This is a genomic window from Pauljensenia sp. C0170B5 (genome assembly GCF_056590195.1).
This window is the reverse complement of record NZ_JBWPVR010000003.1, coordinates 252,816-277,208: the sequence shown is the minus strand read 5'-3', so window position 1 is coordinate 277,208 and position 24,393 is coordinate 252,816. Positions and strand designations below refer to the sequence as shown.

General features: G+C 58.8%; 21 protein-coding genes. 18 read left to right on the top strand and 3 right to left on the bottom strand.

The window, feature by feature from the left end:
- Positions 1–12: 12 nt before the first annotated feature.
- The 3 genes from AC1EJZ_RS06380 to AC1EJZ_RS06370 all read left to right on the top strand — a co-directional run bounded on the left by AC1EJZ_RS06380 (position 13) and on the right by AC1EJZ_RS06370 (position 2,931).
- On the top strand, positions 13–990 hold the full coding sequence (locus AC1EJZ_RS06380; protein WP_480294272.1) for a hypothetical protein: 978 nt from the start codon (positions 13–15) through the stop codon (positions 988–990).
- Positions 991–1,035: 45 nt separating this feature from the next.
- Complete coding sequence (locus tag AC1EJZ_RS06375; RefSeq protein ID WP_193599961.1) at positions 1,036–1,650, top strand: PDDEXK family nuclease; 615 nt, start codon at positions 1,036–1,038, stop codon at positions 1,648–1,650.
- Between the two features lie 66 nt (positions 1,651–1,716).
- Entirely contained in the window at positions 1,717–2,931 is a 1,215-nt protein-coding gene (locus tag AC1EJZ_RS06370; protein WP_480294270.1) for a hypothetical protein, read from the top strand.
- A 56-nt stretch (positions 2,932–2,987) separates the two neighbouring features.
- Here the strand turns inward: AC1EJZ_RS06370 and AC1EJZ_RS06365 are convergent, their stop codons facing one another.
- Complete coding sequence (locus AC1EJZ_RS06365; RefSeq protein ID WP_480294268.1) at positions 2,988–5,114, bottom strand: hypothetical protein; 2,127 nt, start codon at positions 5,112–5,114, stop codon at positions 2,988–2,990.
- A 153-nt stretch (positions 5,115–5,267) separates the two neighbouring features.
- Here AC1EJZ_RS06365 and AC1EJZ_RS06360 point away from each other — a divergent pair, with 153 nt between their 5' ends.
- Genes AC1EJZ_RS06360 through AC1EJZ_RS06350 form a run of 3 tightly spaced genes read left to right on the top strand, consistent with a single transcriptional unit; the run spans position 5,268 to position 8,366 of the window.
- Entirely contained in the window at positions 5,268–7,205 is a 1,938-nt protein-coding gene (locus AC1EJZ_RS06360) for a DEAD/DEAH box helicase (protein ID WP_480294266.1), read from the top strand.
- Positions 7,206–7,210: 5 nt separating this feature from the next.
- Positions 7,211–7,519, top strand: a complete 309-nt coding sequence (locus AC1EJZ_RS06355; RefSeq protein ID WP_141757383.1) for a BTB/POZ domain-containing protein — start codon at positions 7,211–7,213, stop codon at positions 7,517–7,519.
- A 25-nt stretch (positions 7,520–7,544) separates the two neighbouring features.
- Positions 7,545–8,366 carry a hypothetical protein gene (locus tag AC1EJZ_RS06350; protein WP_480294265.1) on the top strand — a complete coding sequence of 274 codons (822 nt, stop codon included), beginning with the start codon at positions 7,545–7,547 and terminating at the stop codon, positions 8,364–8,366.
- 49 nt (positions 8,367–8,415) lie between these two features.
- Here the strand turns inward: AC1EJZ_RS06350 and AC1EJZ_RS06345 are convergent, their stop codons facing one another.
- The gene (locus AC1EJZ_RS06345; protein ID WP_480294264.1) at positions 8,416–8,805 is read right to left on the bottom strand and encodes a hypothetical protein; all 390 of its coding nucleotides are present in this window, start codon (positions 8,803–8,805) and stop codon (positions 8,416–8,418) included.
- A gap of 82 nt (positions 8,806–8,887) precedes the next feature.
- Entirely contained in the window at positions 8,888–9,157 is a 270-nt protein-coding gene (locus AC1EJZ_RS06340; protein WP_480294263.1) for a hypothetical protein, read from the bottom strand.
- Between the two features lie 286 nt (positions 9,158–9,443).
- Here AC1EJZ_RS06340 and AC1EJZ_RS06335 point away from each other — a divergent pair, with 286 nt between their 5' ends.
- From AC1EJZ_RS06335 to AC1EJZ_RS06280, 12 genes are all read left to right on the top strand, one after another.
- Positions 9,444–10,256 carry a hypothetical protein gene (locus tag AC1EJZ_RS06335; protein ID WP_480294261.1) on the top strand — a complete coding sequence of 271 codons (813 nt, stop codon included), beginning with the start codon at positions 9,444–9,446 and terminating at the stop codon, positions 10,254–10,256.
- Positions 10,257–10,799: 543 nt separating this feature from the next.
- Complete coding sequence (locus AC1EJZ_RS06330; protein WP_480294260.1) at positions 10,800–11,798, top strand: ArdC-like ssDNA-binding domain-containing protein; 999 nt, start codon at positions 10,800–10,802, stop codon at positions 11,796–11,798.
- A gap of 84 nt (positions 11,799–11,882) precedes the next feature.
- Positions 11,883–12,029, top strand: coding sequence for a hypothetical protein (locus tag AC1EJZ_RS06325; RefSeq protein WP_480294258.1), 147 nt, complete (start codon positions 11,883–11,885; stop codon positions 12,027–12,029).
- Positions 12,030–12,245: 216 nt separating this feature from the next.
- On the top strand, positions 12,246–12,455 hold the full coding sequence (locus AC1EJZ_RS06320; RefSeq protein ID WP_480294257.1) for a hypothetical protein: 210 nt from the start codon (positions 12,246–12,248) through the stop codon (positions 12,453–12,455).
- Positions 12,442–12,666 (top strand): hypothetical protein, encoded by a 225-nt coding sequence (locus AC1EJZ_RS06315; RefSeq protein ID WP_193600036.1) that lies wholly within the window; start codon positions 12,442–12,444, stop codon positions 12,664–12,666. Before AC1EJZ_RS06320 ends, AC1EJZ_RS06315 begins: the two co-directional genes overlap by 14 nt.
- Positions 12,663–13,058, top strand: a complete 396-nt coding sequence (locus AC1EJZ_RS06310) for a hypothetical protein (RefSeq protein ID WP_480294254.1) — start codon at positions 12,663–12,665, stop codon at positions 13,056–13,058. Before AC1EJZ_RS06315 ends, AC1EJZ_RS06310 begins: the two co-directional genes overlap by 4 nt.
- A gap of 704 nt (positions 13,059–13,762) precedes the next feature.
- Complete coding sequence (locus AC1EJZ_RS06305) at positions 13,763–14,701, top strand: pentapeptide repeat-containing protein (protein WP_480294252.1); 939 nt, start codon at positions 13,763–13,765, stop codon at positions 14,699–14,701.
- 43 nt (positions 14,702–14,744) lie between these two features.
- Positions 14,745–15,536, top strand: coding sequence for an HNH endonuclease family protein (locus tag AC1EJZ_RS06300; RefSeq protein WP_227469352.1), 792 nt, complete (start codon positions 14,745–14,747; stop codon positions 15,534–15,536).
- Between the two features lie 64 nt (positions 15,537–15,600).
- On the top strand, positions 15,601–21,651 hold the full coding sequence (locus AC1EJZ_RS06295; protein ID WP_480294250.1) for an SdrD B-like domain-containing protein: 6,051 nt from the start codon (positions 15,601–15,603) through the stop codon (positions 21,649–21,651).
- Between the two features lie 125 nt (positions 21,652–21,776).
- Complete coding sequence (locus tag AC1EJZ_RS06290) at positions 21,777–23,219, top strand: SpaH/EbpB family LPXTG-anchored major pilin (RefSeq protein WP_480294248.1); 1,443 nt, start codon at positions 21,777–21,779, stop codon at positions 23,217–23,219.
- A gap of 125 nt (positions 23,220–23,344) precedes the next feature.
- Positions 23,345–24,187 (top strand): class C sortase, encoded by an 843-nt coding sequence (locus AC1EJZ_RS06285; protein WP_480294246.1) that lies wholly within the window; start codon positions 23,345–23,347, stop codon positions 24,185–24,187.
- Positions 24,180–24,368, top strand: a complete 189-nt coding sequence (locus AC1EJZ_RS06280; RefSeq protein WP_480294244.1) for a hypothetical protein — start codon at positions 24,180–24,182, stop codon at positions 24,366–24,368. The genes AC1EJZ_RS06285 and AC1EJZ_RS06280 overlap by 8 nt, the downstream gene beginning before the upstream one ends.
- Positions 24,369–24,393 lie beyond the last annotated feature (25 nt).

Genomic DNA, 24,393 nt, shown 5'->3' with positions numbered 1-24,393 from the left:
ACAAGGTGGGGCATGAGTGTTGAGTGCGGCGTGTGGTCGTTGGGCGAGTTGGACGAGTTTGCTGCCCGGTGTGGTGATGTGGTGGCGTTGGCGGACGGTGCGTTTCGGGCGGATGTGGTGGGCAAGGTTGCTCGCCAGTTGGGTGTGGATGCGCGGATTCGTGAGGATGTGTGTTCGCGCGCGTGGCTGGTGGTGGTGGATCGTGTGCTTGCGGGCGTGTGGGATGGGTCGCGTGGCCGTTTTTCGTCGTTTGTGTGGGGTCTTGCCCGCGCGGTGATTTCGCGTAGTGCGGTGCGTGACGAGGTGCGGTCTTCTCGTGCTGTGCCGGTGGCTGATGTGTGGGTGGATGGTGAGTATGTGCCGGTTGATATGGCGTTGGAGGTGGTGGCGTCGAATATGGATCGGTTGAATGTGTCGCGGATGCGTGGGTCGAAGCGCGTGTTGGCGAGGGCGTGCGCGTTGCGTGTGGCGTTCGGGTTGCCGGATGTGTTGAGGCCGCGTGATGAGGGTGCGCGTCGGGCGGCGTTGGGCGTGTTGGTGGGGGATGAGTGTGCGGGCCTTCGCGCGGTGCGTGCGGTGCGTGAGGGTCGCGTGTGGTGTGCGGGTGTGGAGAGCGTGTTTGCTCGGTGGGATGGTGACGCGTTGGAGGTGGTGGACGCGTTGGGTGTTCAGTGTGCGCAGGTGTTGGCTCTCAGTGGTGTGGTGGATTTGCCGGTGCCGAATGTGCGGCGGATGGGAGCGTTGGTGCGGTTGATTGTGTCGGCTGGTGATGAGTCGGCTGAGTGGGGCGTGTTGGCGGAGCGTTTGGCCGATTGGGTGGTGGCGTCTCAGTGTGGTGAGTTTTCGGGTGAGGATCGTGGCGTGTTGGTGGAGGCTGCTGGGTTTAGGGGTGCTCCGCTGGGTGGGTGCGTGCGGGATGTGGAGGATGCGTTGGTGGAGTTGTTGTGGGTGGTGGTTCCGGTGGTGCGTGAGGGTGAGTTGGTGGTGTAGGTGGGGGGCGGGTCGCGTGGTGTGCGGGCGAAGAGCGGCGCACAGGTGAGTGAGTATTCGGGGGTGGTGTTTCGGTCGCGTTTGGAGGCTCGGTGGGCGCTGTTTTTTGATTTGATGGGGTGGGATTGGGATTATGAGCCTGGGATGTATCCGGTGGGTGGGCGCATGTATATTCCTGATTTTTGGGTGGATGCGTTGGGGTGGGTGGAGGTGAAGGGTGCGCGTTTTTTGACGAAGGTGTCGGGTGCGAAGATTGCGCGTGCTGTTGGCGTGTTGCCGCGTCGGTGTGAGCCGTTTGGTCGGGCTGGCCGGTTGTTGATTGCGGGACGGTTGGAGTGTGAGCGGGAGCATTTTCGTCCGGTTCATAATGTGGTGGTGGCGGATGGTGGCGTAGCGAATGTGTTTCGTGGGGTGGTGACGGGTGGGGGTGTGGAGCTGGTGGGGGGTGCGTGGATGCGGCTTCCGTCTAGTGGCGTGTTAACTGATGAGGTGCGTCGCGCGCTGTGTGAGCCTGGTGTTGTGGAGGGCAGGAGCGAGGATCGGGTGGCGAATTGTTATATTGTGGCGTCGCGTGTGGAGGGTGTGGGTCGGAAGTTGGTGTTGCCGGATCAGGTGCGCGAGCTGGTGTCGGGCAGGTGGGCTGGCCGCCGAACACGGTAGAAAGTGTATAAACATGGAGTAGCATGTGGGTATCCCTATTAGTTTCTTTTCACAGGAGACCCACACATGCGCACCCTACGCACACTCGCCATCCCACTCGCCACCGTAATGGCAGCCACCGCCCTGACCGCCTGCTCTACCCAAAGCGCAGCCGAGTACGTGAGCGAAGAAAACGAGAAAGCTGCCGCCCAGATGAGCGGGCAACTATCCACCGCCCTCAGTGACTTTGAGGCAACCGTCGAGCACGCCCAGGCGGCCTGCGAAAAAACCCGCCCCACCCTGGAAAAAGCACTCCAAGAAGGCGACCTAGACACCCTGAAAACACTCATCGGTAAAGAAATGACACGCGAGATCGATGACTTCCCGTTCGCCGACCAGTGGGTGGGCGACCCCACCTTCACCGTCACGTGCAAAAAGCGTGGCATCGAAATGGACACCACCCTGCCCGACTTCGACCCCGTGGACGTGGGCGACCGGTCCCGCAAGGACATTTTTGGCGACACCCAGTACATCCCCACCATTGACGGTGAGCCGTACACGAGCTGGCAGCCCGACACAAAGTTGGCGACCTCGCCCCTGCTCACCGTGGTCAGTGAGGCGGAGGAGGCCCAACTGGACACCAGCGTCGAAGGCGACTCGGTAATCGTCACCAGCGGCCTCATGCAAGAATCCCTGGTTTCCCAGTCTGCCCGAGCCTTGCTTGACTATGTGCTGCGCGACTCGCGCATCCCCGCCCTGATCGGCAAGTACGAGATCGGCGGTGCCCAGAGCGTAGACGGCGACCTGGCACCATTCTTCAGCGGGTCAGCCCCCGTGTACCTGGAGGAGGACGCGTCCGCACAGCCCACCCAGGAAGTCATTGATTTTGCGCGCAGCCATGTCGAGCAGGCCGTGAAAGCTCAGGAGGCGATGGGTAACGATGACCCGAACTGCGATTACGCGTTCGCCATGGGCACGATCCCTGTGAACGGCGCGTCGACCCCCGTCTTGTGGGCGTGCGAAACCTGGCAGGACATGACGATGGATCACGTGGACATTCTCGACCTGGAACAGGTAGACCTGGACTCGTATGCCCCGGCTGAGGCGAGCAACATTCCCGCCACGATCAGCCTGGTCATTTACAAGCGCAGCGGTGAGCCCGTCCTTCAGGTTGCCAAGTACACCGACAAGGGGGCTCCTGCTGATCCATTTAAGGTGACAAAACTGGGTGTCACGCTCGAAGTCGTGGACGGCAAGCTCGTTCCGGCGGCGAAAAACTCGATCACCATCAAAGGCTGGTAAAACAAAGTTCAGCCCCCCGACCATGCGCGGCCAGGGGGCTGAACTGTCAGTGACTGTCAGTCTTCGGGGGTCAGGACGGGGGCGCCACGATTGACGTTGCCCTCATAGTTGGATTCGATGCGGTCTCCCGCGCCTTCACCTTCCAGAGCGTCAACGGCTTCTTTCGCCTTGTCCACGCCTACCTGTGCCGTGTCGAGCGCGGCCTGCGCGTCTGTTTCGGCGCTGACGGCCTGCTCGGCTGCGGCTTCGGCATTGTCGTAAGATTCCTGGGCTTCAGCTTCGAGGCGTTCGACTCGTGTGAGGAGTCCAGCCTGTTTTCCGGCTGTTTTTTCGTATGCCGCTTTGGCGTCCTGGTCGGCCTGCTGGGCAGCGTCCAGTTCGGTCTTGGCGGTTTCGGCTGCCTTTGTGGCCTGGGCTGTGTTTTCTGTTGCCGCCTCAAGAGCCTTCTTGGCGTCTTGCGCAGCCTTGACATCTTCAGGAGCGGCTTCGGGCGTGTGTTCTGTGAGCGGGTTGGTCAGTTTTGTTGTGGTGACACCCTTGATCGGATGGTAGTCTTCCGACGGTTTCAGACTCTTGTAGTCACCGTTCTTGACGTACTGGTTGTCTTTAAAGGACACTCCGTGGGTCGCGTCCGTTCCGGCCCACGAGGTGGTGTCCTGAACGTTGTAGGCGTCGGCGGGCGTGCTGGTGAAGCCTAGTCCGCGCCACACGTAAACCCATTGGCCCGTCTTGGCGTTATACCCGAGCCCTGCTGCTGCGGCGTTAATGTCCGCGTTCAGGAAGTTCCTGTTGTGACCCTTCGAGTTGGCGAGCCCATTAAAAATGTTGGCTGCAATCACGTCGGGGTCGGCGGAATCCAGGTTCTCTGTCACCTTGCCATTACTGTCTCTGCTCCAGCGTGCAGCAAGGTTTTCAACCTTCGTGTTCATCGTGTCACCGGGAAGGTCCCGTGCGACCGTGTGCTGGTTGTATTCGGCTTCAGTGACACCAATTTCGGGGTGTTTTTTGTTGAACGCGTCGTACCCGCCACCGTCGTACAGGTGTTCGAAGCGGAGGGGCCAGCCATTGCCGTCTTTCTTCTCACCTTCAACGATCCATTGGCCGAAGTCGTTGCACAGTTGGTTGTAGCGGGTCACCATTGGCAGGGGTGCGAGTCCGCCTTGGACGCGGTATTCGTTGATCTTTTCCTGGACGCGGTGAGCCAGGTACGCTTTCTTCTGGTCGAGCGTCATTTTCTGCCAGTTGAATGGCGTGGCCTTTTCGGCGGCGTCAATCACGCTCTGGGCTGCCTCATAGTTGTCACGTGCCTGTTTTTCAGTCTGGACGGCTGACCTGAGGGCTGCGCTGGCGTTGTCATAACTGGCTTGCGCCTCCTCGTACCGTGCGTGGGCTGCCTCATACGTGTCGAGTGCCTGTTTTTCGATGTCCGTGAATGTTGATCGGACGTGTTCAGTGCGCCGCTGGGCTGCCTGGAGACGAATATGGGCTTCTTTTTGTGCTGCGAGAGCCTGATTCTTAGTGGCGGTCGCAAACATGTACGCGGAGCGTGCCTCGTCTCGAACTTTGACCACTGAGATGAGGGCGGCTTCAGCCTTGGCGATCTGCTGGTCGTCCGGCTTCTCAGGGGTTGGAGTATCCGGCTTCTCAGGTGTCGGAGTATCCGGCTTCTCAGGGGTTGGAGTATCCGGCTTCTCAGGGGCTGGAGTATCCGGCTTCTCAGGGGTTGGAGTGTCCGGCTTCTCAGGGGCTGGAGTATCCGGCTTGCTGGGAGCTGGAGGGGTCACGGGGTGGGCTGGTTCAACAGGCCGAGTCGGGGTGACCTTGTGGCCGGGGGCAGACGGGCGGGCGACCGGCTTCGTGGCTTTCGCCTTCTGGCTGGGCCTGGCTTTTTGCGCGGCTACCTGACCGTTAGTGCCGTGCACAATATAGCCACCCTGCTTGCCGGGGGTTTTCGGCGCGGTAACAGTGGTGCTCTTCTTCTGTTGAGCGTTCGTGCCGGAAGGTGTCGTGGTTCCTGACTGCTGGTCATCACCGGACTGTTGGTCGGCTGACTGACTGACCGTGGTGTCAGGCGATGGAGTGTCCGTCTCGGTAGACGGGGAGGGGCCTGAACATGCTGTCATGGCAAGCAATGTGAGAAGTGAAAGGCTGGCGACTGTTTTCGCCACTGGGAGACGTTTCATTACGTGGTCATCCTGTTCTTGATGAGTTGTTGTGTCCGTTGAGGACCTGTCGCACCCCACTTGTGGGACACACAGAGCCTTCACGTGTGTTAATGCGACACACGGGCGGTTGCAGTCCCGCGTGTCTGGGAGTCTTGTCCCACAAGGAGGGGCATGAAGATGGCTGTTTTAGGCGGGACGCGCCGAACCCCTCACGTTGACCTCCAGTTCCCTCCTTTCGAGAAGGCTCGCGTGGGTGGTCGGTGGCAAACCCTGTTGGATTGGGTGAAGACCATGCCGGATCGTCACTGGGATGCGGGGTCGAAAACATGGCGTGTGTTCGCGGTGACACGCACGTTCATGGCCGACCTGGAGGCGGCAGACTTCCACGTGGACGTGACAGCTGCCGGTGGGAAAATCCGCGACCTGAGTGACGTGGCGAGTCGCGTGATGGTGCGGTCGCGTGATGGGTGGATCCGCATCTACCCGCGACTGGAGCCATACGATGACGTGAAAGAGTCGCTGCCCACGTTTTGCGCGTGGGATACTCGCCGTCACTGCTTCATGGCCAGCGAGCCGGACTGCGCACGATCCGGCCTGGTCGGTTCCAGCACCCAGACGAATTCACGCACCTACAGTACGGTCAGTGAGAGTAACGTGGCCAGGCTGGCAGCAGCACCCGACCTTATCCACGTGGAAGGTGAAGCTCGCCTGTTTGCCCCACACCGGCCCCTGTTTGGCTTCCAGGCCAGCGGCGTGCAGGCTGTCCTGGCTGGGCGCAGGCTCATAGCGGACGAACCCGGCCTGGGGAAAACAATCCAGGCGATCTGTGCGCACGCCACCGCCCGAACCCGCAGGCTCGTCGTTGTGTGCCCACCCGTTGTCGTCCCCAACTGGAAACGCGAAATTGAAGCATCCGGCTGGACCATCCCCATCACTCAGCCGTCCGACGATATGCCGACTCGCGGCGTGGTCGTCATATCCGACTCGCTTCTTGCTGCCCGCCCCCACCTGCCCGTCCAGCTTGGAGCGTGGGCAGACGGGCTGATCGTGGACGAGGCGCACCGCATGAAAAACGTTGCCGCTCAACGTACCGGCGCGGTTTTGAGTCTCGCCAGGCGTATTGACGGACTGAAAGTCGCGCTCAGCGGCACGCCCATGGTGTCCGAACCGTCCGACCTTGCCCCCATACTGGACTGCGTGGGACTGTTGGAGCCTGTGTTTGGCGGCTGGTCCGAGTTCTACTCCACCTATATGCGTCCCGATAAGTACCGTGGGTGGGTGGCGCGTAAACGACAGCTGCCTCACCTGGGTGACGTGCTCGCTTCCTCGTGTTGGGTGCGGCGCGCAAAAAAAGATGTGCTCGGCCTTCCCGACGTTGTGTTCACCACGACCACGGTGGACGTGGAGGACAAGGTGTTCCGCACCGCCCACCAGGACGTGATCCGGCAGGTGTGCGACATGCTGGAAGATGGGGACGACCCGTATTCACGCTCGTTTGAGCTGATTTCCAGGCTCCGCGTGGCGGCGGGGCGAGCGAAAGTGAAAGCGGCGTGCCACGTGATCGGTGAGCATGTGAAAGCTAACCCGCCTGTAGACGGAGTGTATGAGGATCCGCTTCTCGTGTGGGTGCATCACCGTGAGGTGGGCGATGATCTGGTTGACGAGCTGGACAAGCTGGGAGTGTCGTGGCGCATGATTCGCGGCGGGTCGACCGACTCAACGCGCATAGTGGACGAGTTCCAGTCCGGCAAGGTGGGTGTCCTGGTGGCCTCCATGGGGGCGGTCGGTGTGGGCGTGACGCTCACGAGGGGTCGCAGGTGCGTGTTCGTGGAGGCGGATTGGACTCCGGCGACCATTGACCAGGCGGTGGACAGGGTGCGTCGGATTGGGCAGAACCGCACCATGTGGGTGACCACCCTGGTGGGCAGTGGCACGTTGGATGAGCGGATCATGGAAGTGTTGGAGCATAAGCGTGAGCGGGTGGACGCTGTGGATGGTGAGAGGTCTGGTGGATCTGCGCGTGATGCGGGGGTGCTTCGCCTGCTGATTGACGGCGTGCTGGGTGAAGCGCAGCGCTGCCTGAGTAGCGGGAGCGTCCCACAAGGATGATCGTGATGAGCACCGACAGGCTTGAAGACGCGACGAGGGCTGGCAGTATTTTTGCGCGTATCCGCAAGGGCCGCTCGTTCCGCCAGGTGTATGCTCACGCCGTTTCTCGCCCGCGCGTTTTAGGTGAGTGGGAGATCAGCGAGGACGAGTGGGCGTGCGTATTGCGGTGGGCGTCCCTGCTGGATGTGGCTGCAACGTCGGTGACGATCTGTCCTGAGTGCGGGCGTTTCGCCTCCCTGAAAGGGGCTGCCCCCACGTCGTGCTCGCTCACGTTCGGCTGTTCCGGTAAGCCGGTGCGCATCAGAACGAGTTAACCCAGCTCGTCCCACAAGGAGGGGCATGAAGAGCGTAGGGCTACGGCAGGTTCCACTGAGAATCACTCCCACTGGGTCGCGCCTGGTGGTGGCAAGCGTGGGTGGAGTGCCGTTCGATTCACTGAACATTGACCACGTGCGTGCCTACAAGTGTGCGTTGAGCATGATTGGCGTGTTGGACAGGTGCAACGTGTGTGGCGTGGCGGACATCAAGGTGGCGCGCGCGTTCGAAGGCTCCACCACGTGCCGCGTCAGTGTCAGCCCTTCATCTACTGTCGTGTCCACGTCCGGCCAGATTCCCGTTCGTTTCGACGTGACGGGCGTGTCGTACGCGCTGACAGGTGAGGTGACGCGTTCGGGTGAACTGTTGGCTGGTGATGACATGGTGAGTGTGAAAGTGGATCGCGCGGGGTGCGTGGAAGGTCGTGTGCGGTCCCCGTTGGAGTTGAGGCCGCAGGCGCTCGTGGACGCGGTGGCGAACAGTGTATCGCCCGTGGTGTGGAAGATGGCGGTGGCGCGAACCCCGTTCAGTAGGGTGCGGCTGCTGCGCGCGGATTGGGGCGGGTCGCTGGAGCCGCCGGACGTCATGTCGGCCACGATGTATGACCCGGATGGGCTGGTGACGCTGCACGTGTATCACCCGGATACGGGAACGGTGTGCATAGTGGGGGCTCGTGACGGGTCGACGTGTGAGTGGTGGGCTGTGGAGCACCCGTCGACTGGCACCGCGTCGCGCGGCTTGGAGGATATTGGTGACGTGCCTGGGCTGTTTGACCGTGTGTGTTGGGAGATGTGGCCGAGGGCATGGGCTATTTCGGGCGCGTTAGACGAGGACGCGTCTGCATGAAAAAGGCGACCCGCCTCCCAGCTGAGTGACGGGCCGCCTTTGTAGTGGTCTAGTAGTTGCGCATGAAGGAGCCGATTGCTCCGCCGGTTGCGATCAGAACGATGAGGACGAGGACGATGATGATGATGCGCCATGCGAGCATTGCGCGCGCCCAGTTTTTACGTGCCAGTGAGGTTGACGCTCCGAACGCGACAACGAGAATGTAGATGAGTCCGACGACTGGGATACCGGTGAGGAGGAGTGCGAGCATCCATGCGCCGATGGAGTCAGTGGAGCTGGCTGCTGGCATGGATTGTGTCGCGTAGGGTGGGGTCTGCTGGTAGGTGGGTGTGGCGGGAGTGTTCCACTGGTCGAGCATGTTCGTGTCGCTGGATGTGGTGGCTGGGGGAGTGTTGTCAGGTGTGCGGCTCGTGTTGCCGGGTTGTACTGGTGTTGACATAGTTCTCTCCTTTGGGTCGATGAGACTTTAAGGACATTGTAACCTGTATCACTTTGTTCACCACCGACCTTCGCCCCACTATTTACTCGGGTTCTGGCTCGCTCAACTGTCGCACCACCCAGTTCACGCGTGTTTTGTCCCAGCCGCAAGGGGCTTGCCCCGGTCGTTTGATGCGTTCGTGTTCACCCCACACCCGCCCGTGGCTGACTTCCAGCGACCAGAGCTTTGGATACCAGATCAGGGGTGAAGCCCGCTCCACTTTCGTGCCGGTCAACCCAACCGTTTTCGTCTTAGCCGCACGACTTTTCGCCCTGGCCTGCTGGAACACTCCACTCTCAAGCGCGGCGGTCATGGACTGACTGCGAGTGCCGCCAGCCAGCGACCTTCGCCTTATCGCCTACTCGGGTTCTGGTTCACTCAACTTTCGTGACGGTCAACCCAACCGTGTTCGTCTTAGCCGCACGACTTTTCGCCCTGGCCTGCTGGAACACTCCACTCTCAAGCGCGGCGGTCGTGGATTGGCTTCCGGTGCCGGTCTGCTGGTGACCTGCACCAGGGTGGTGGCACGGGTTGAAGCTCGCTCCACTTTCGTGCCGGTCAACCCAACCGTGTTCGTCTTAGCCGCAACTAGGTCACCCATGAGCACTTTTCAACCACGTAAGCCCGCCGGTTCACCCCAGGGCGGTCAGTTCGACACTAAGCCACACGACCAGATGCCTCTCGACATGCACGACCGGTCGCGCTACTCGTGGCGCGCAGGCGAATACCCGTTCACGTACGGCAGCTTGATGACGACGGACTCCGATGGTGCCGTGATTGAAATTGCCCCCACAATTCAGGACGGTGCTGTCGTGGCGGATATTATTGTCCATCAAGGTAAGCACACATTCACGACGGGCAACACGGAGGATTGGCCGGACGTGGAGCGCTACATTCCACGCGACGAGTGGCCCGAAGAGGTGACCGGCAAGCCGGGGGGTCTGGAAGATCCGAGCGTTCGAGCGTTTTTGGACGAGCAGTGGGCTCAGGCCGCCATTGACGAGGCTTTCGACTATCACTACAGCGAGTATGGCGCGTGCTCGGTGGGGGATGGGCGCACCCGCACTGTAAACAGTGGGAGTCGTGTCCTGTTGGAGTTTCAGGACGGGCGGAAAGTTCCGGCTGTGGGCGTGGACGTTTCGGATCGGTTCCAGGCTCGCCGCGACGTGGAGTCGGTGGTGGACGCGTATCGGGATGTGGCGGCTCGAATGCATGGCATGAGTCGCGGGTTCATGACTGCTGACACTGAAGTAGGGAGCGTGAGCGTGTCGTGGGATCGCGGGGGCGCTGACCTGACGATGCGTAGTGACGTGACGGGCGAGTGCGTGCATGTGCGTGGCAATGGGGATCCCGAGGGGTGGATGCGTGGAATTTCCAACGCGCTCATTAAGGTTGCGAAAGAGTGGCAATAGCATACCGTGACTATCGCTTGACCAACGTTGGGTTCTCTCTACACTTCCCACTGACATACTGGTCCATCGTGTCGTAACGCTTGTGAAACAGTTGGGTTCTCTCTACACTTCCCACTGATATACTGGAACCTGCTTGCCGTCTTCTAACTTTGGAGTTGGGTTCTCTCTACACTTCCCACTGATATACTGGTGAACACCGGTTTTTCGGCGGGATACAAGCGAAAAGTGGCGGTTTAACACTCGTAAAAATGAGTGGTGAGCCGCCCTTTTTCATGCCCGTGCGGGGCTCTGATTCAAAAACTGGCGCACGATCACGCAACCCGCTTAACTCTCGTACCTCCGACTCACGCGTTTTATCCCAGCCGCACAACTTTTCGCCCTGTCCTGCTGGGGCGCTCCACTCTCAAGCGCGGCGGTCGTGGACTGGCTTCCGGTGCCGGTCTGCTGGTGACCTGCACCAGGGTGGTGGCACGGGTTGAAGCTCGCTCCACTTTCATGCTGGTCAACCCAACCGTGTCCGTTCTAGCCGCAACTAGGTCACCCATGACCACTTCTTTCCAACCCCGTAAGCCCGCCGGGAGTCCTCAAGGCGGGCAGTTTGACACGAAACCCCACGCCGCAGTCGACCTTGACCTGGATGAGGACGTCTTCCATAAGCGTTACGACACGATGGAGGAAAAACTCGAAGCCATTCGCGCCGAACTCGACACTGCCGTCAAAAACCTCGACACCGACGCCAACTGGCTCTCCTACCTCAACCAGATGCATAAGTTTCACAACTACTCGTTCAACAATCAGATGCTCATCTACATGCAACGCCCCGATGCCGAGCGGGTCGCTTCTTTTCGCACGTGGAAGGGGCTGGGGCGCTCCGTCACGAAAGGTGAGCACGGTATTCAAATCCTCTGTCCTGTTGTCGTGCGCCTGAAAGAGGATGACGGCACGCAAATGCTTGACGAGAATGGTCGCCCCGTCCTCCAGCTTGTCGGCTTTAAGACTGGCAGCGTGTTCGACGTGTCTCAGACGCATGGCAAACCCCTTTTGGAACGTGATCACGCCCAGGTGGAGGCTCCCGCCCAGCTTCGACAGAACCTCACTCGCATGATCGAGAAACGCGGATTCAAAATCGTCGTAAGAAAAGTCCTCTCCGGTGCTGACGGGTACACGTCACCACTGACACGGGAGGTTGTGATTGACGAAAGGCTCAGTGAGGCTGAGCAGGCGCGCGTCATGGCGCATGAGCTGGGACACATTGTGGCGGGCCATCTGGAACGTTTCGACGAGTACCATACGGGGCATGACGGTAACCGTGGGCAGATGGAAGTGGAGGCCGACTCCATTGCGCACGTCATTTTCCGTGCGAGCGGCGTGAATGATGAGGAGGCGACCAGGGGTCACGCTCAATACTTGTGGGGCTGGTCGAAAGTCCAGGACAGGACACCTGAAATGGTGCAGGAGTCAGCCGAACGTGTTTGTAAGAGTGTCCATGAACTGCTCGGTGATGATGAGTGGGTGGACGCCCCCGTCAAACCCTACGTGTGAGGCTGAGAGTGCCGCGCATTGACATAAGGAACCCCCAGCCTTCAGGCAGGGGCCAAGAAGACAGTTGGATGGAGAGTTTTTACCATGACGATGACAGATGAGATGCCAGTGGAACTAACCGAAGATGAGGCGATTGACGTGTGCCTGGACGATAGTGCGATTCGTCGCGAGTTCGACCAGATGGTGCGCGACTATTTGGCTGGCGGCCCGCTTCCACAAACCGCCGCTTAAACCAGCAGGTTAACCATCTGGCTTGATCCCCCCCCTTTTCACCGTCAGGCGTGGGCAGAAATCAACGGTCGGGCTGGTGGTGGAAGACCCGAACTCGGGGGCAAGACTGGCTGCTGTGTGTGCCGTGTGGCGGACGCGTTGAGGTTCGAGATCATACATGCGTCAAACTGCTGCGGCTGGTGGCGCGAGGCGCGGACTCGTCCCACAAGTAGGCGTATGACAGACACGGTACGCATGATGGTGCGCGACAGTATTACCCAGGGCGAACTGGGAGTGTTCCTCATCCGGTGCGCTCACACTCACATGAGCCTTCACCCTGACAGTGAACCGTCAGACGCCATGTCGACGGCCCTGGAAACGGTGATAGATGAATGCGCCTACGTGCGCAGCACGATCGTGGACGCTGAAGGTGATGACAATGATTGAGGACACGATCCGCGACTCGGTGCACCGGCTTGTCAGTGACGGCGAGTTCGGTACTCTCCTGATGAACGCGGCAGCCACGTTCGAGCGCACAGAAAACATCACGTTTGAAATGGGGGTGGTGCGCGCCCTGGGAGTCGTGATCGATGAGCTGAATGACCTGTTGGACACGGCCAGGCGCCTGGATGAGCAGAACGTGGGTGAGCTCGTATGATTGGCCGCAAAATTGACGCAATGCTGGATCATGGGGAGTTGGGCGCACGTGGTGAGTGTCCTGGAGGGTCGAGTGCGCATGATGCGTCGCGTGGCGGCAAGCCTGTGCGCGGCGTGGGCAAGACGAGCGTGCGAAACAGTGTCCGCAAGCACTGTCCGGGCGCGGTGTGCGAACTGGTCAACGTGCGTGATGAGCGGGGGACACTGGTGGGATGCGAAGGCGTCGTTCGTGACAAGGCAACCGGGAGAACTCTAGGGGTTCGCGTAGATCAGGGTCGTGCAACCGTGTGGGATGACGAGTCTGTGATGTTGTGCTGGGCGAGTGATGTTGGCCAGTCGGTCGCGTGGCTGATGAGCGATCCTATCGGAGAATTCGAGGCGTTGAACGACTGACGCGTTGGGTTGTTGGCTTGGTTGGTTAGGTTCTCTCTACATTTCCCACCTCATACTGGTCATGAGGCCATATAACACAGCTTTGCTGTTGGGTTCTCTCTACACTTCCCACTGATATACTGGCGCTCTCGCCTTAGAAATCGATGATCTCGTTGGGTTCTCTCTACACTTCCCACTGATATACTGGGTCAACTGGTTGACTGACCGAGTGAAACGTTGGGTTCTCTCTACACTTCCCACTGATATACTGGTGAACACCGGTTTTTCGGCGGAATGCAAGCGAAAAGTGGCGGTTTCATACTCGTAAAAGTGAGTGGTGAGCCGCCCTTTTTCATGCCCGTGCGGGGCTCCGATTCAAAAACTGGCGCACAACCACACGACCCGCTCAACTTTCGCGCCTCCGACTCACGCGTTTTATCCCAGCCGCACGACTTTCCACACTGTCCTGCTGGGGCGCTCCACTCTCAAGCGCGGCGGTCGTGGACTGGCTTCCGGTGCCGGTCAACCCAACCGTGTTCGTCTTAGCCGCACGACTTTTCGCCCTGGCCTGCTGGGACGCTCCACTCTCAAGCGCGGCGGTCATGGACTGACTGCGAGTGCCGCCAGCCAGCGACCTTCGCCTTATCGCCTACTCGGGTTCTGGCTCACTCAACTTTCGTGCTGGTCAACCCGAGCGTTTTGTTCCAGCCGCAACTGGTAGTTCCATGAGTTCTTTTCAGCCCCGCAAACCAGCCGGATCCACCCAGGGTGGCCAGTTCGACACCAAGCCCCACGCTGCGATCGACATGGGGGATGTCATCAGTGATGCCCGCCCCATCATAGCCGGACAGTGCTTTGACAATAACGAAGTCGGGAACTGGAGCTACGAGCCGTCCATCGTCCACATCTGCTCCATGCGCGACTCAAAACCCACGGGCGGGTGGGGAGGAAGCACCTTCATCGAATGCGACATGAACGGCGCGCAATGCACGCAAACCGACTTCAGTGACAGTGAAATCATCAACACGTCTCTCATGAACACCTCTTTCACGCGCGGCCAGTCGAAAAAACTGGCACTCACCAACACGCACGCTGACGGGATGAGGTTCACCAGGATGACCAGCCCCGACATGCAGTGGACCAGTGTGAAGGGCGGCTACATCACGATCCGCGGTTGCGAAATGTACGGCCTGAAAGCGCTCTCGTGCGACCTGGCTAACATGGACATCGCTGACACCATGATGGATCACGCCGGTTTTGATGACACGATTATTGCCTGCGCAACTATTCATAACGTTTCGATGCAGGACGCTGAAGTCCGTGGCGGAAGCGCGAACGCCATGAAAGTGTCCGACTCGGACATCAGCCAGTTCGCCCTCATGGACACGACGGCGTGTGACTGTACGTTCACCAACACGAACGTGCAGAACATGTACGTGAAAAACACTGACATGCGTCGTACCTCTTTTGAGGGCGAATGCCCAGCAGCGGGAGCACAGTTCATTGGCAGTGACCTGCGCGGGTCGAACATGCACGGAATGCTGTTCGAAGAAGACGATCATGCACACATTCGTGACTGCAACGTGGATGGTTTAAGGCTGCGCCGCGACCAGGAGGAGCGCTTCACATTCACGAACTGCACGGGGTACATCATTTGGAGTTAGCCGCACGGTGCGCGACCAGGCGACCAGTCCCACAAGGAGGGTCATGAGGTTTGCAAACGGGTTGAAATGGATCGTGTCGGCACTGATCGTGCTCGGCATGGCTATTTATCTCACGCATACGGGAGTGTGGCGCGACGTGTCCACGGCTCTCGGTTTCGGTAACCCTGATGCCATTGTTGACCCGCCTGTCGTGACTGCACCCAAGACGGGTGGGGCGCCCGACGTGGACTGGGATGAGGCGAAAAAGAAGGCCGAGGAGGCTGGCACCAGTATTATCACGCAGGTTCAGCAAGCCCTGGATGACGTGGACGTGAAGGGGAAAGCTCCGAAAACCGGGTATGAGCGGGACGCGTTTGGCCCCGCATGGTCGGACGTTGACCATAACGGGTGCGATACGCGTAACGATATTTTGGCGCGCGACCTGACCGGAGTGACGTTCAAGCCTGGGACGCATGACTGTGTGGTGACCAGTGGAGTGCTGGATGACCCGTACACGGGTAAGACGATCCGATTCACGCGCGGGAATAAGACGTCGAGCGCGGTGCAGATTGACCACGTGGTGGCGTTGTCGAACGCGTGGGTGTCGGGGGCGAACGCGTGGGATGATGCGAAACGGCTCCAATTTGCGAATGACCCGGTGAACCTTTTGGCTGTGGATGGTCCGGCGAACATGGCGAAAAAGGATGGGGATGCTGCCACGTGGCTCCCGTCGAACAAGTCTTTCCGCTGCGAGTATGTTTCTCGTCAAGTGGAGGTCAAAACTAAGTATGGTTTGTCGATGACGCGCGCCGAAAAACGTGCCATCGACCGCGAACTGGACAAGTGCGCAGGCTGATCGGATGCACACCGCACTGTTTGTCGCATTACGTCAAGTAGGGAAATGAGTTGGAGGCTTTATCGTGAGAAAAACTGGTTTTGGTAAAATCCTTGCGGCCTTGTTTGCCACGTCCATGGTCGGAACCATGCTCGCCAGCGTGACACCGACCGCCCAAGCAGCTCAGCAGTCGTACGCGTTCAGTACGATCCAGAAGATTTACGACGGGACAGGCCACGGTACCCCCGCTCAAACGTTCATTCAGACAAAAAACGGGTTCAGCCCGGCTGATGACACTCCCACTGATGGGGTAGTGGCAACGAATGACTTTGTGCAATACGAGGTGACCACGCAGTTTGCCGCAGGACCCGAGAGGGAAGTGGTCGTCGACTTTCAAGCCCCCGAATTTCTAACATTTTCCCGGAAGGATAATTCGAGCCTGTGCGCGTCCAACCAGTTCGTGTCCTCCCGATATACGGGAAGCAGTACGCACGGGCAGTGCACGTATTCGCTCAAGCGCGGTGTGCCGATCACTGTGAAAGTGCCGCTGACCATGAGAGGTGGAGACACTGCCGGTGTGGCGGTATCTGGTCAGTCTATGGGCGTGAAGACAGGCGACGAGCTTGCTGAAGCCCCGTCAGTGACCGTGGTGAGCGCCCCCAGCGCCGACATGGTGGTATCCACAGATACATGCAACCGCGCCATGTGCACGTCCAAAAAAGCAAGCCAAACCAAAGGCTCGGTCACCCTCACCCCCGAGGAACTAATACGAGCTGGCTCTACAAAAGGCGCCACAGCTTCCACACCGTGGTCAGGAACACTCGACACGGGCGGAATGCCGGAAGCCACATGGACACTCGACGGTAAAACACTTGAAGTTCGTGACGGGAAAGTTATTGTCCCCACCCACAAGGGGAAAGCCCGACTTGAATACTCGGTGAAATCATGGGGCGACCTCGCTGACGGAGAATCGAAAGTTTTTACCCCCCACTTCCAGTTGGATAAAAACGCGTTCGCGACTGACATATACCGCAACAACGGGGACGGGTGGCAGCCTGGAGATGGGCTTGGAGTGAAGGATTCCACCGCGAATCTGCGGGGGACAAATTCCATACAAGGCTTCGGTGTTGGAAACAACGACTATGTGAGACTGGCGGTCTACAAGCCGCTGCCACCACCACCGGGGAGAATTTTCGGCAAGGAGCTCTACCGGCCATTCGACATGTGGGAAACACTATGGGATCCCGGTAACAAAATAATGAACGACTCCCCGATACCTGTCCGAGACCGTGGCACCAGACTGGTTGCCGAGGGAACGGAATTCAACACTGTTCTTAAAGTTTACCCAACCCAGGGGACACATACCTATACGGTGACCGACCAGTGGGACCCGCGACACGTGTCAAGCCGTGGGGAATCCACCATCGACTGGGGTGGCCGGACCCCATCCGGCGTGAAGGTCGAATGGTCGCTGTCAGCCACCGGAAGGCAAGTGACATCCGGCTCAGGCGAATGGATCGAGTCCATGGAAGCCCCCAAGGGTGCCAGAGCTGTCCGCGTCACATTCACGAACGTTACCGACGAGTCTGCGAACCCACTGTCGTTCACAATGCCGCAGGTCGTCAACACGTTCACCGAACCAATACCCGCATCAATACCAGACACTGCCACAGGACTGGTAGACGGGAAGACTGATAACAGGGTAAACCAGCGGGAATTGGTCCCAGCATTGCCATCCCCCATGGGTATTGACCTTCGTGTCGAATCTAACAGGGTGAGCAAAGTGGATCCTGTCGACAGGACTGTCACGTACACTGTTGAGTCTGTCATCAAGAACCAGGCGACCGTCAAACAGCTTTTCGGTCCTTCAGTCATGAGACTGACAACAGACCCATGCCTTCTCAACATTCGCGACATTCAAGAACCGTGGACTGTTGTCGAAAAGACCGACGGAACAGGATGCGGAACGCCTAACGCGAAGCCCGGAAGTCTCGTCCTCTCGATTGATGACTCCATCCAGGTGAACTCGTTCTACCAAAACGATGGTGAAAGCGTAGGAAGACTTCCGAAAGTCCGACTGACAGGTGACGTGTCCCTGATAGCGGAAGACTCAGTGTCACTGTCAGCTACGGTCACGACGAACGGGCACCTTCTTAATGGAAAAACACACCCCCTGACAGCCAGCGGAGAACACTCCCTGGTAGTTGACCGGCTTGCCACCGTCAGCGAGTACTTACAGCCAAAGGTTAAGGAAGTCGAAGTCGGTGACTTGTTGTCGTGGGATGTCACCATTTCCGGCGCGCACGAAACAGGCGCGTACAAGACAGACACCGTGGTCGTCCTGCCAGGCAAAGGTAATGACAGTCAGTTCATGGAAACGCTTCGCCAGTCGGGCAGTACAGGCTACGACGGTCCGGTCAAGTCCAACTTTCATGGAACCTATACCCTGAAGAAAGCCAGTATAGACCGTGGCAATTCGGACGCATCGTCAACACTCATGTGCACTAACACGCCTAACCCTTCGCTTGATCCAACTGATTCGCGCACACGGTGGTCACGAACATGTGGTGGAGACACCACTGCTGTGAAAGTCCATCAAGATGGTGGAAATGGCAAAATTGGCGTGACCCGCGTCAATATCGACTTGGAGCCGGAGGGGAATAAGACTGGCGACGAGTATCTCATGTGGGTGGGTCCGGTCCATGCCACCGGCATTGACAATAACAAGGTCATGGCGTGGCCAGCCGACATCAAAGTTGTCTCCTCGTCAGTGTCCGGACACGTTTTCTGGAACGACAAAGAGGACGGATCTGGCGTTTACAGTGCGGGCGAACCTATCAGTGGTGTGACGGTTGAGCTTCTCGACAAGGATGGGGCGGTTATCGAAAAAACCACGACAGACAGCGATGGTTCTTACGAGTTCATTGAACTCCGCTCCGGCACATACGCAACGAGAATCAGCGGGTATCCGACGGACCGTGAATCTAGCAGCCGGAAGGGGATGAAAAACCCGTCTTCAATCGTGTCGTCGCCTCCACGGGCTCGCGGTGTCTTTGCATCAGACAGGTCGACAAACATTGACGTTGCCAAGAACGCGCGCATCGGTTCTATGGATTTCTCACTGTTTGCTGCCGACCCTTACGTTGACGTGAAGAAAGATCCTGCGGCGGCAGTATGTTCCGGCGGACGGCAGGAATGCAAGGTGTCGTGGAACGTCACTGTTAAAAATGATGGGAACGTTCCGTTAACTAACGGCGTGTTCTCGGACGTAACGTCCAACAACGTCTCAGGGGTCACCGTTTCAACGGGAACGAAAATTGTCGAATCCCTCGACTCCAGCGGCTTTTACTTCCGTAGAAGTGACGGAGCTATAGTCTGGCAGTCCTATGAAAGTGGAAAGACCACAGTCAAGGTCGTGACAACTGATGACGGTGTGCCGATCCACTCGATAGGAGACGTAGTGGATCCGAATAGTACGTGGATTGTCGATCACCCCAGCATTTATGTGATTTCGGGCGGGATCCCGTATCTCGTGAAGGACGGTGTAGCTGAGGTTGCTCCAGTACACCAGCTGTATGCGAAGACCGGTGCGAAGGCCGTCAAGCTTGTCAAATCCAAAATTGATAAAAGCGTGCCTGTTGTCATTTATGACAATGGGGATATTCGCCCTGTGAACGCTGTCTCGAACTCCTGGAAGATGCGGGGGCAGGAATACTGGGATGCCGATCGGAATAAGATCAGGATGAGTCTTGACAAGGGCATTGTGTACTTATCAAGCAGCGCCAACCCTAACCCTGAACCCATTAAAGACGGTAGTGGAGCGACTATTGGCGCGAACTCCTGGACCCAGGTCACGAGTATTCGCGATGGCTTCCTCACGGCAAAGAACGGGCTTGCCTACGCTCCGAATGGGGTGCTTCCTAGCGAGAAGGCTCCCCAAAAGGCTCGTGCTCGAACCATGTATTGCGGCGCGAGAAACGTGTCGAAAGCCGTGGACGAGATGATGTACATCGGCATTGACGGGAAACTCTATGTCGACATGACGGGAAATCATTTCACTCAATGTAACTTCGAGAAAGTCGGATTGTATGTCAGGGGGGAATACACCGGCCCACTGGAAGATGTGGTGGAAGTTTACCCAAGCCAGAACGTGCTGATAGCGGGCGACGGACAACTATACGGACTGTCTATGGAAGAAGCCTACAAAACCTCCCCGCAGGGTCCGAACGGCGGGCCCGCCACTTTCGTGGGATCCGAAGAGATAGATGGAGAATTCTACCTACGTGAATCGAGCGGTGTTCTATATTGGAATCTGCTACGCGGTTGGATAACAGGTCCCCCCAGGTGGTCATCAAGTTATCCTGGTATGCCCGACGATGGAAATATCGTTTCGGTATCCAAGGGAGCGAACCCCTATGACTTACACCCTTACTACTTCTACGTCACCAACAAGGGGAACGTGTACAAACTCGCACAGTCGGATGGGTATATGCGTCAGGTTGACGGTTTCGTCAATGGTATTCAGCCTATTTCCCCTTCTTCAACGGCGAGCAACGGAAAAAATACGACCCGCACATATAACGTGTCACTGTTGAAGCCTGGCGAGTCCATAACATACACGGTGAGCGGGATTGTGAACCAGACACAGTTGAACCAGGTGATCACGAACCAGGCGTTTTACACACAGACCCGCACTCCGCGTAACACACCCACTACGGCAAACACCCCCGCCTTCGACGCGAAAAACCCCACTGGGTTCGGCAAGCTCACTGGTAATAGTTCGTGTACTGCGACAGACGATTGGGTGACCCCCGGTGACCAGTGCGACCAGGTGTATGCGCAAGTGCCCAAGACAACCAGTCCTGTGGGTTCAATCACCGGAACGGTGTTCTGGGACGGCAATAAGGACGGCAGACTTTCCAGCGGTGAGAAACATATTGCGAGTTCAACGGTCACACTCATGCGGGGTAATGTTCCTGTCACCACGCAGGTGACGGACCAGAACGGGCGGTACACGTTCGACGGACTGCCTATGGGGACATACCGTGTCGTGTTTAACGCGGGTGATAATCCTGATCCTGAAAAGTCGTGGGCGTTCACCACGAGAGCACAGTCATGTTCGGCTAACGTGTCATGTGCCGACACCGCGAACGGCGCCAGCTATGACATTACGCTGACATCTTCTGCTCGTACGAAGACAGACGTGAATGCGGGCCTGGTGACGTATGATGCGGCGATCAGTGTTCATAAGGGTGTGGCGCTCAACGACACGGAGACCGACCTGGCGAAACTTTCTCAGGACGCGGTGGTCGACGACACGGACAAACCGTTCCAGACGATCGTGGTGACGAACACGGGTGAAGAACCGGTCAGCTCACTGTCGTTCAGTGACGTGCTGGAGAAGGGTCCTGCCGCTGATTATGCGGGCGCGACCACTGCTCAGTGCGCGATCGGCAACCTGAAGACGGCAGACCAGACGGCAACGTTCACGGATGCGAGTAAGACCGTGTTGAAGCCGGGTGGCACACTCACGTGCCGTATCCCCCTGGCCTTGTCCCACAAGGAAGGTCAGGACGAGCACCGCGACACGGTAACCGTGACGGGAACGTCAACTATTACGAAGACTCCGGTCAGTGATTCGTCATCGATGCGGGTGCGCCTGCGCGAATTGCCCGCCCCGATGCTCACGGTTCAGAAGGGCCGCCTGGTTGATGGCGTGTTCGAGACGAACATTCCGGCTAATGATGGGCAGGACGTGGCTGTGACCGTGCGTATCACGAACAGTGGTGGCGAAGACCTGAAGAGCGTGGACTGGTCGGATCACACGATCGTGGGTCATGACCAGGTGCGGGACTTCACGTGCCAGTGGCCTGGCGTGGAGGGCGAGTTGAAGAAGGGTGAGCACGTGGATTGCGTGGGCACGCTGACGGTGACGGCACCTTCGAAGCATGTGGATCAGGTGTTTGCCGTTGGTGTGGGCGTGACGAGCGGGAAGCTGGCGCAAGATGATGCGGAGTTCAGCGCGTATGCGAATGTGGTGTTCCCTGCTTCGGGTGCGCCCGGCTACGTGGCACTCATCATGATGGGCGTCCTGATCGGCGCAGCGTCCCTGCTGGTGGTGCGCAGAAGGTCGTGAGTTGGTTGTCGAGTAGTGGAGAGGTTGGTGGTGCGTGGCGCGGATAGTGTTTCCCGCCAGGTGTTCTGGCGGCTGCCCGTGGCGTGGCGCTGTGGGCAGACTTCAACAAGGTAAGGAGTTTTCTCGTGAAACACTTCTGGAGGAGTAAGCCTCTGGCGGTAGGTGCCGCGTGCGTGATCGCGATGACCGGCCTGGCGGGTGGTGCCGGTGGCGCAATGGCCGCTGACCACCCGAGCATTGACAAGGATACGGGTTCGCTGACGGTTCATAAACTGGCTCAGCCGAACACTCAGCCGGAGCATGGTACGGGTCTTGAGGATAAGTCCATTCAGGGTGATCCGATTGACGGGATCGAGTTTGATGTGATTCCGCTCAACGGTATCGACTTGAAGACGAACGCGGGGTGGACTGATCTGAAGGGCGCGGTGAAGGCCGTGGAGGACGGTTCCGCACTGCCCGGTACGATTACTGAGGGTACACCGGTCAAGCAGACGACAGAGTCGGACGGTATTGCCAAGTTCGCTGATCTGCCGGTTGGTGCCTACAAGGTGGAAGAAAAGCTGACCACCGAGCAGATGCAGAAGTACACGGGTGTCGCCCCGTTCGTCGTGACGATCCCGATGACGCACCCGACCGACCTGAACAAGTGGGTTTACGACGTTCACGTCTACCCGAAGAACGATGTGCGTTCGGCTAAAAAGGCCGTGAAGGATGCGGCTGCGAACTTCATGGGTTCGTCTGATGTTGTGTGGAACGTGACCACATCTATTCCTGGCGGTGAGGCGACCGACCTGTACCGCGTGACTGACCAGTTGGATCCGAAGCTGACCTACAAGAGCGCCACCGTGACTATCGGTGGAAAATCGGCAGAGCAGGCTGACTACACGGTGAAGGCTGAGGGTCAGGCTTTCACCATGGAGCTGACCGAGGCTGGTCGTGCCAAGGCTCTGGCAGCCATCAAGGCTGACAAGGCTGCGAAGGTTGTCACCACGATCGTCACCCGCGTGAATGCTGCGGGCGAGATCAACAACCAGGCAATGTTCTACCCGAATGCTGCGTCCGTGGAGAACGGTGGAACCCCGACTGATATTCCGCAGACCAAGTTCGGTGGCGTGAAGCTGCACAAGACGGGCCAGGAGAACAAGCCTCTTGAGGGTGCTGAGTTCGCGGTGTACGCGTCGTCCACCAACGATTTCAAGACCGCAACCGAGATCATTAAAGCCAAGGCTACCGACCAGGACGGTTCTGTGACGTTCGACGGCCTGCGCTACTCGAACTTCGCTGATGGCGCGGCAGTCGAGAAGGGTGCTACTGGCTACATGTACTACTGGCTGGTTGAGACCAAGGCTCCGACCGGCTACGAACTGCTCGCCGAGCCGATCCAGTTCGATGTGGCCGGACAGCTTGCTTCCGCCACTGCGATCGAAGTGAAGAACGTTCCGGCCCACGGTGGCGGGTTCCTGCCCCGTACCGGTTCGACCGGCTTCTACGTTCTGATCGTTGCCGGAATCCTGGTTGCTGCTGGTGGCGCACTTGTCGCCGCCCGCTCAGCCAGGAAAGCCGACTGACCTATATTCCCTAGCGTGGTGGGGGTGGTTCGCTTGCGCGGGCTGCCCCCACCATTGTGTTGCCGACCCGCGCGGGAGTCGCCTTGGCGTTCCAGGTGCGTGGTGTGTGTCCCACAAGGATGGGTGTGAGCGTGAAAGCAGGGCCGAGACATGTGCGGCGCGCCGCGTCCCACCGGCCCGTCATCGTGGGAATCGTGGGGATGCTGATAGGTGTGTGCCTCGCGTTCTACCCGTTTGTGGGCGGCTGGGTGGCGAGCATCGTCCAGTCTGACCAGATCGCGTCCTACTCGCAGGAGTCGACCACTGTGGGGTGGGAGAAAGTTGTGGAGGCTGCGCGCGCCTACAACGCGTCGAAAACAGTGATGCCGTCGGCTGGTGGCGGGGATGAGGAGTATCGCAGCCAACTGGTGTTTGGTGTTTCGGACGTGATGAGCCGCGTGGTGGTGCCCACCGTGGGTATTGACTTGCCGGTCTATCACGGGACGGAGGCTGGCACGTTGGAGCGGGGTGCGGGGCACTTGTTCGGCTCCGACCTTCCGGTGGGTGGGGTGGATCGCAACAGTGTGGTCACGGCTCACACGGGGTTGCGCGCGTCCCGCATGTTCGACCGGCTCAAAGACGTGAAGATTGGCGACGTTTTCTATGTGCGGACCGGCGGGTGGACGGGTGCGTACAGGGTCACGATGAAAGAGGTGAAGACTCCTGAGGAGGCGTCGCTCATGTCGCAGCGCGTGGCTGGCCGTGACCTGGTGACGCTGGTGACGTGCACGCCGTACAGTGTGAATACTCATCGCCTGGTGGTTGTGGGGGAGCGCACGTGGTTTGACGAGTCGCATGATCCGATTCCGATTGAGGGGCGTCGGGAGAGTGTGTGGCCGGTGTGGGCTGCTGGCGCGACTGTCCTGGTGGTGCTGGGTGTGGGCGTGTGGTCATGGAGACGCGTGTCCCACAAGGAGGAGCATGAGTGAACATGTGAGGTTTGTGACCGACGAGCAGGTGGAGTCTCGGATGCGTGAGATTCTGGAGCGCTTGAACATGAGCGAAGCTGAAATGTTCAGGCGGGCTGACGCGTATCTGCTGGACCGCGAGGAGCGGCACCTGTTTGACCAGTACGTAGCGTTGCAGTGGTTGGCGGGCGTGGAAGAGTGAGGACAGCTCGTCGGCCATGTTGCCG